The following is a 1372-nucleotide window of genomic DNA, read 5'->3' on the forward strand; positions in this document are numbered from 1 at the left end:
CCTAGCGACCATAGACTATTGGCAATAGCTTGCACATCGCCACCTTTCTTTGAAACGAGCTGTTGCAATAATATCAAAACCTCTTTTTTCAGCTCTACTCCATTCAAATGCCCGCTTTCAGCGACTTTTCCTAGCGCCCATAGACTAATGGCAATTTCTTGCGCGTGGGCATCTTTCTTCGAAATGAACTGTTGCAATAACATCAAAACTGTTTCTTTCAGTTCTACACTATTCAAATGACCACTTTCAGCGAGTTTTCCTAGCGTCCATAGGCTATTGGCAATTTCTTGCGCGTGGGCATCTTTCTTTGAAACAAGCTGTTGCAATAATATCAAAACCTCTTTTTTCAGTTCCACACCATTCAAATGACCGCTTTCAGCGAGTTTTGCTAGCGCCCATAGACTATTGGCAATTTCTTGCGCGTTGGCATTTTTCTTTGAAACGAGCTGTTTTAACAACATCAAAACCGTTTTTTTCAGTTCTACACCATTCAAATGACCGCTTTCAGCGAGTTTTGCTAGCGCCCATAGACTATTGGCAATTTCTTGCGCGTTGGCATCCTTCTTTGAAATGAACTGCAATAATATCAAGACCTCTGCCTGCAGTTCTATACCTTTCAAATGACCACTTTCAGATAGTTTTCCTAGCGCCCATAGACTATTGGCAATTTCTTGCGCGTGGGCGTCTTTCTTTGAAACGAACTGTTGCAATAACATCAAAACGGTTTCTTTCCGTTCTATACCTTTCAAATGACCGCTTTCAGCGAGTTTTCCTAGCGCCCATAGACTATTGGCAATATGTTGCGCTTGGGCATCTTTCTTTGAAACGAGCTGTTGCAATAACATCAAAACCGTTTCTTTCAGTTCTACACCATTCAAATGACCGCTTTCAGAGAGTTTTCCTAGCGCCCATAAGCTATTGGCAATTTCTTGCGCGTTGGCGTCTTTCTTTGAGAAGAGCTGTTGTAATAACCTCAAAAGCACTTCTTCCAGTGCTACACCATTCAAATGGCCGCTTTCAGCGAGCTTTCCTAGCGCCCATAGGCTATTGGCAGTATGTTGCGCGCGGACATCTTTCTTTGAAACGAGTTGTTGCAATAATATCAAAACCTCTTCTTTCAGTTCTACGCCATTCAAATGACCGCTTTCAGCGAGTTTTCCTAGCGCCCATAAACTATTGGCAATATCTTGTGCGTTAACATCTTTTATCTTTAACTTGAGCCCTCTAAGCAAAAGCAAAACTTTCTCTTGTAAAGCATCGAGTTGAACATTGGAAAGAGTTAGTTTAGCCATTCGATGTAACGAGGTGGATGCGTCTCTTGGAGCAAAGGAATCAATGGTACTGCTATTAATTAAGGAGGTCGCATTTTTAG

The 1372-nt window shown here is 42.0% G+C and carries 1 protein-coding gene; it reads right to left on the bottom strand.

Going from position 1 to position 1372, the window contains the following annotated elements:
- A partial coding sequence (locus tag E1O47_RS12355; RefSeq protein ID WP_165475124.1) for a hypothetical protein occupies nt 1-1372 on the bottom strand: 1372 nt, incomplete at both ends.

The organism is Legionella yabuuchiae (genome assembly GCF_900640115.1).
Lineage (GTDB): Bacteria > Pseudomonadota > Gammaproteobacteria > Legionellales > Legionellaceae > Legionella_A > Legionella_A yabuuchiae.